At 44.8% G+C, this 6,000-nt stretch carries 6 protein-coding genes, 1 tRNA gene and 1 pseudogene; 1 reads left to right on the top strand and 7 read right to left on the bottom strand.

The genetic code is table 11. From position 1 onward, the window contains the following. Both NFR98_RS15885 and NFR98_RS08120 read right to left on the bottom strand, forming a co-directional pair. Positions 1-77: pseudogene (locus NFR98_RS15885) on the bottom strand (Rpn family recombination-promoting nuclease/putative transposase); the annotation flags it as partial. A gap of 344 nt (positions 78-421) precedes the next feature. Beyond that, positions 422-493: transfer RNA gene (locus tag NFR98_RS08120), tRNA-Arg, on the bottom strand. Positions 494-734: 241 nt separating this feature from the next. Here NFR98_RS08120 and clpP point away from each other — a divergent pair. Beyond that, entirely contained in the window at positions 735-1,325 is a 591-nt protein-coding gene (clpP, locus tag NFR98_RS08115) for an ATP-dependent Clp endopeptidase proteolytic subunit ClpP (protein WP_013858693.1), read from the top strand. Between the two features lie 81 nt (positions 1,326-1,406). Here clpP and NFR98_RS08110 read toward each other — a convergent pair whose 3' ends face one another. From NFR98_RS08110 to NFR98_RS08090, 5 genes are all read right to left on the bottom strand, one after another. Further along, entirely contained in the window at positions 1,407-1,676 is a 270-nt protein-coding gene (locus tag NFR98_RS08110; protein ID WP_014095819.1) for an HPr family phosphocarrier protein, read from the bottom strand. Between the two features lie 199 nt (positions 1,677-1,875). Next, positions 1,876-2,829: a DNA-binding protein WhiA gene (gene whiA / locus NFR98_RS08105; RefSeq protein WP_014095820.1), complete on the bottom strand. Its 954-nt coding sequence runs from the start codon at positions 2,827-2,829 to the stop codon at positions 1,876-1,878. Between the two features lie 80 nt (positions 2,830-2,909). Further along, on the bottom strand, positions 2,910-3,890 hold the full coding sequence (locus NFR98_RS08100) for a gluconeogenesis factor YvcK family protein (RefSeq protein WP_014095821.1): 981 nt from the start codon (positions 3,888-3,890) through the stop codon (positions 2,910-2,912). After that, the gene (gene rapZ / locus NFR98_RS08095; protein WP_061564965.1) at positions 3,887-4,777 is read right to left on the bottom strand and encodes an RNase adapter RapZ; all 891 of its coding nucleotides are present in this window, start codon (positions 4,775-4,777) and stop codon (positions 3,887-3,889) included. Before rapZ ends, NFR98_RS08100 begins: the two co-directional genes overlap by 4 nt. A 36-nt stretch (positions 4,778-4,813) precedes the next feature. After that, positions 4,814-5,272: an NUDIX hydrolase gene (locus NFR98_RS08090; protein WP_014095823.1), complete on the bottom strand. Its 459-nt coding sequence runs from the start codon at positions 5,270-5,272 to the stop codon at positions 4,814-4,816. Positions 5,273-6,000 lie beyond the last annotated feature (728 nt).

Raw genomic sequence — 6,000 nt, 5'->3', positions numbered from 1 at the left:
AAAAAGTTTTGGATCAGCTCCTTAAAAAAACGATCATGCACGTGATAACCGGCATGTTTTTCCATTACAAGTTCCAATGGCAACACCCCTTTTCTCATTTTTCAGTTTTATTATAAAGGACAAACGTTCGTTTTTCAAGTGGATTTTGCAAATTTGGTCCGGCATTCTCCTTTTGCATATTTCTTATCAATTTATCGTAACCAATAAAGCCCTCCATGATTTATACAAAAACTGTTCAAAACCTGAATATATGGCACTATGAAGGAAATGTCGCAGGTGGCGCAATGAATGAGATTTGTGGTGCAAAATTCATTCAATTTTCGCCTTATTTTTCCGTATCAGAGAAAAAGAAAAACGACTGCAAATGCAGTCGTATCAAGGGTTTAAAAAATTTTAAGCTAATTGTTCAGTTTTTAGAAAACGCCCTCGGCAGGAATCGAACCCACATTTTGAGAACCGGAATCTCACGTGCTATCCTTTGCACCACGAGGGCAATAAGTGATTCAACAATAATAGATTATAAAGGACAATGAACAAAAAAGCAAGCCCCTTTTTGGTTTTATTTTATCGGAATTTGGTTATGATGGGTATTGTAGTTCAGGTGAAGGCAATTCTTTTGACCTTCATTGACCAATATTGTATGATCAGTACATAAGGATGGAGAATAATTCCTTTAACATCCATGATATAGCATATGATGGACCATTCCGAAGAGAAGAAGGAGGATACTCAATATGAATTTAATTCCCACAGTAATTGAACAAACAAACCGCGGGGAACGCGCATACGACATTTATTCCCGCCTGTTAAAAGACCGGATTATTATGCTTGGCAGCGCGATTGACGACAATGTTTCCAACTCGATTGTTTCCCAGCTTTTGTTCCTGGAAGCGGAAAACCCTGAAAAAGATATTTATCTTTATATTAACAGTCCTGGCGGGAGTGTCACTGCGGGCCTTGCCATTTATGACACCATGCAGATCATCAAACCGGACGTGCAAACGATTTGCGTCGGGATGGCTGCATCAATGGGCTCCGTGCTGTTGACCGCCGGCACGAAAGGGAAACGTTATGCCCTGCCGAACAGCGAAGTGATGATTCACCAACCATTAGGCGGCGCCCAAGGCCAGGCAACAGAAATTGAAATCGCGGCAAAACATATTTTGTATACGCGCGCGAAATTAAACAAAATTTTGTCCGACCATACCGGCCAGCCGATTGAAGTGATCGAAAGGGATACAGACCGCGATAACTTCATGAGCGCGGAAAAAGCAAAAGAATATGGTTTGATTGACCATATTATGACAAAAAAAGAATTGAAATAAAATTGAACAAGGCCGTCCGCAAGCGGGCGGCCTTGTACTGTGTTTGAAACCTGCAGGCTGATTCCGGCGCATGCGCTTACATTAGGACGGAAGTTTTTCTTTTCCTTCAATATAGTTTGCCAAATGTTCAAATGCTTCTTCTTCATCACTCCCGTCCACGCTCAGCGTAACAGTTTCTCCATGGCCTGCGGCAAGGGTCATCAGCCCCATAATGCTTTTTGCATTCACCTTTCTTCCTTCTTTTTCAAGAAAAATTTCCGATGAAAAGCGGGTGGCTTCCTGGACAAATTGGGCTGCAGGACGCGCTTGCAAACCGGATTTTAATTTCACTTCCAATTGTTTTTCGATCACGATAACCCTCTCCTTTCAAGTAGCAGGATAGGGGCGCTGCCAATACGCCCCCCATCTTTGTACTTTTTAAACCTATTCATCTTAGATAAGTTGAATTTTAACATAACTACTTCTTTACATGTTATGAGAAGCCATGTCTTATCCTGCTCGTAATTTGCGCGAAAAACTAAAGCTTATAATATATAGATGTTGGTACCCATTATGAATTTTTATTGACAGGCCCGTTTGCCCGCAGTTTCTCGGCAATTTCATCGATTTTGCGGAGCCGGTGATTGATGCCGGATTTGCTAATATGCCCGCCGGACACCATTTCGCCGAGTTCCTTCAAAGTCACATCCTGGTGGTTCACGCGCAATACTGCAATCTCGCGCAGTTTCTCCGGCAGTGCATCAAGGCCGACCGTTTCTTCAATATAGCGAATGTTTTCCACTTGACGGAGGGCGGCTCCGATCGTTTTATTCAAATTGGCCGTTTCGCAATTGACGAGCCGGTTGACGGAATTGCGCATATCCCGAACAATCCGGACATCTTCAAACCGGAGCAGGGCATGATGGGCACCGATAATATTGAGAAACTCCGTAATCTTTTCCGCTTCTTTTAAATACGTAATATAGCCCTTTTTTCTTTCAAGCGTCTTGCTGTTTAAATGAAACCCGTTCATCAGGCGGCATAGCGCATCGTTGTGCTCTTTGTATTGGGAGGAAATTTCCAGATGATAAGAGGAAGTTTCCGGATTGTTAACGGATCCGCCCGCCAGAAAAGCCCCACGCAAATAGGAACGTTTGCAGCACTTTTTCTTCAGCAGTTCCGGGGAAATGTTCCGGGTAAAGGTAAAATGTTCACCGAGAATATGCAAATCTTCCAATATTTCTTTTGCCCGGGCCTTTAGCCTGACAATGTAGACATTGTTTTTTTTCAGGCGCATTTTTTTCCTGACTAATAATTCCACCGGGACGTCATATAATCTTTTTACAAGGACGTAAATTCGCCTAGCAATGGCGGCATTTTCCGTCTGCACATTGACAACCAGCACCTTGTTGGAAAAAGATAAAGATCCGTTCATCCGGATCAGTGCCGATAATTCGGATCTCACGCAGCAATCTTTTACTGCTAAATTGGTCAGCTCTTTTTTGATCTCTGATGCAAATGACATCCTCCAGGCCCCTCCCTTGGCAAAATTTAGAGCTATGCGAAAAAATGCACATGAAAAGGGGATGTTCCACCTTTATCCTTTCACCGGGCACTGGAGCGTGAAAGCCATTGCTGCTTTTTCAAAATATCATAAAGGATTTCGGCAACTTTTTCCGTATCGTGGCGGATGACCCCGCCTTTATACGTTAAAATATTTCCCGAAACCACCTCCAGGCCGAGCCCCATTAAACGCTTCACGTCGTATACAACAGGCTGTGCCAACTCCTTGCGATACCGGTGCATAATCGGTTCCGGCACATCTTCATCATTAACGAGGATCGTATCAATACAGGCACTACCCATATGGTTGAAAATCGCCTGCACATGATCCGCGGCAGTATAATGATTCGTCTCGCCCGCCTGCGTCATCAAATTGCATACATACACTTTTTTCGCATTTGCCTGGCATACTGCTTCTCCAAGACCTGGCACCATTAAATTCGGCAAAATACTTGTATAAAGGCTGCCTGGGCCGATCACGATCAAGTCAGCTTCCTGAATGGCCGTTAATGTTTCCGGAAGCGGCTGAATGACTTCTGGGGTCAAAAACACCCTTTTGATTTTTTTGCCGGCACACGGAATTTTGGATTCTCCGGAAACGATCGATCCGTCTTCCATTTCGGCGTGCAACACGACACTTTGGTTGGCGGATGGTAAAACCTGCCCCCGTACATTCAGGACTTTGCTCAGTTCCTTTACGGCGTGCACAAAATCTCCAGTTATCGAAGTGAGCGCCGCAATAATCAGATTGCCAAGCGAATGCCCGGAAAGTTCATCGCCGGTTTCAAAGCGGTGCTGGAACATTTTTTCAAGCAGCGGCTCCACATCGGATAAAGCCGCAAGCACATTGCGGATGTCCCCCGGTGAAGGAATGTCCATTTCATTGCGGATTCTTCCGGAACTCCCGCCGTCATCTGCAACAGTTACAATGGCACTGATCTCAACCGGGTATTTTTTCAGCCCCCGCAAAAGCACGGGAAGCCCCGTCCCGCCTCCGATCAGTACAATTTTCGGATGCCTCATGGCTTACGCTCCTCTTTTCTTTTAATATCACGGTGAGAAATCGTTGTATGATAGTCTTTTTCAAAAAAATGGCCGATATACTCGGCAAGCGCTACGGAACGGTGCTGTCCGCCCGTGCACCCGATGCCGATCACCAGCTGGCTTTTCCCTTCCCGTTTGTAATGCGGGAGCATAAAAGCAAGCAAATCGGTCAGCTTTTCAAGAAATTTTTGCGTTTCATTCCATTTTAAAACGTAAGTGTATACCTCTTCGTCCAGTCCGGTTTTCGGGCGCATATGTTCAATATAGAATGGATTCGGCAAAAACCGGACATCAAAAACAAGATCACAGTCAATCGGAATACCATTTTTGAAGCCGAACGACAGGACATTAACCGTGAAAAACGACTGCTTATTCGCCGAAAACTCCAACACGATTTTTTCGCGAAGTTCGCGCGGTTTTAAATTGGATGTGTTAAGAATAAGCTGTGCGCGCCCTTTCAGCTCCTCAAGGATTTTTCTTTCCTGCTGTATCCCTTCCAGCGGCGTCCCATCCGGCGAAAGCGGGTGTGAACGGCGCGTTTCTTTATACCTGCGTACGAGCACAGAATCATCCGCATCTAAAAATAAAATGGTGGGCGTAACCCACGAAGACTTGTCAAGTTCATCCAGCGCCCGGAACAAGTCATCAAAGAATTCACGGCCGCGCAAATCCATTACAAGCGCGACTTTATTCATTTTATTACTGGCATCTTTCATCAGTTCCAGAAATTTTGGCAAAAGCGTCGGCGGCAAATTATCGACACAGAAAAACCCGAGATCCTCCAGGCTTTGGATCGCAACTGTTTTTCCGGCCCCACTCATGCCGGTAATGATGACAAACTGCATTTGATTTCCTTCTAAACCCATTCTTTTTCCCCCTGACGGAAAATTTAGCATGGCGTTTCAGCTTGGATCGAGCCTGTATGAAAGCAATTCAAAGTCGGGCGTGTACGTAAACTGGCCGTAGATGATGCCGCTTCCGTGAACCATATATTCCAAGATATGGGTATCCCCCGCCGCCATCGGCAAGTTCTTCATTTCATCAATGGCATGCCACTGCAAAATTCCTTCAGCAGATTGCTCGAAGTTTTTGCCGTCGCCGTCTGTGGCAACAAACGTAAACATCATCCATTCAGACACGGGTTTATCCCCGTCTTTGATGACAATGGTGAAAACGCCTTTTAAATCAGGATGTTTTAAATAGATGCCCGTTTCTTCACGGTATTCACGAATGACAGCTTCACGGACCGTTTCTCCTTGCTCCATTTTCCCACCGGGTGCAACCCACCAGTTGCGCCGCGGCTTTTGCAGCAATAAAACCTGTCCGTCTTTGATGAATACACAATTTGTTATTCTTTGCAAAGGAGTCACCTCATATCTGAACCGGAATGATGCGGACAAATCCGCATCTATTCAACCGATGGATAAACCTTTCCCGTGCGTAAAACCATGTACCTTTTTATTATACTATTAATGAAATGGTTGAACAATGAATGCACCTGCCCCGTTTGTGTCAAGTTTTCCCCAATCGTGAAAATCGCATGGGTGAGGACAAGTCCGTGGCTCCTGAACTTTGATTTGTCTTTCACCGGGCAGATGAAGGACAAATGGCTGGCAGCTGCGCTTTGTTTTGTCTTTCATTATGCCGGTGAAGGACAGAATACTGGCAGCCATCTTATAAAATGTCTTTCATCGGGGTGATGAAGGACAAATCGATACCCGTCATACCTTGTTTTGTCTTTCATCGCATCGATGAGGGACAAATGGCAAGCAGTCGCGCTTTGTTTTGTCTTTCATCAAACCGGTGAAGGACAAATAGGCGCCCGCCACCCTTTAAAATGTCTTTCATCTCCCGTATAAACGAGCCAGCGCATTTATCAGCCGGAAAAAGCAGCGCAATATCCGCACCGCAATTTTTGCGCAAAAAAAAAAAAAAGAGCACAGGATTTTCCTGTGCCTGGGAGATAGGTTCCTTGAACCGCTTATAGCCGGAGCCATAAGTGTTCTTGGTTCAAACATATAAAAAAGGGGGTCAATTTATATTTACATCATACCGCAAGTTTATTTCATGCGGGTTACAAACACGTTAA

Source organism: Weizmannia agrestimuris, from assembly GCF_943193165.1.
GTDB lineage: Bacteria > Bacillota > Bacilli > Bacillales > Bacillaceae_C > Weizmannia > Weizmannia faecalis.
This window is presented reverse-complemented; position numbering and strand designations above follow the sequence as displayed.

Bases quoted from the DNA above. Each gene is read 5' to 3' on its own strand.
- rapZ (WP_061564965.1), bottom strand. From the start codon at position 4,777: ATGGGTTTAGAAGGAAATCAAATGCAGTTTGTCATCATTACCGGCATG.
- clpP (WP_013858693.1), top strand. From the start codon at position 735: ATGAATTTAATTCCCACAGTAATTGAACAAACAAACCGCGGGGAACGC.
- whiA (WP_014095820.1), bottom strand. From the start codon at position 2,829: ATGTCATTTGCATCAGAGATCAAAAAAGAGCTGACCAATTTAGCAGTA.
- NFR98_RS08100 (WP_014095821.1), bottom strand. From the start codon at position 3,890: ATGAGGCATCCGAAAATTGTACTGATCGGAGGCGGGACGGGGCTTCCC.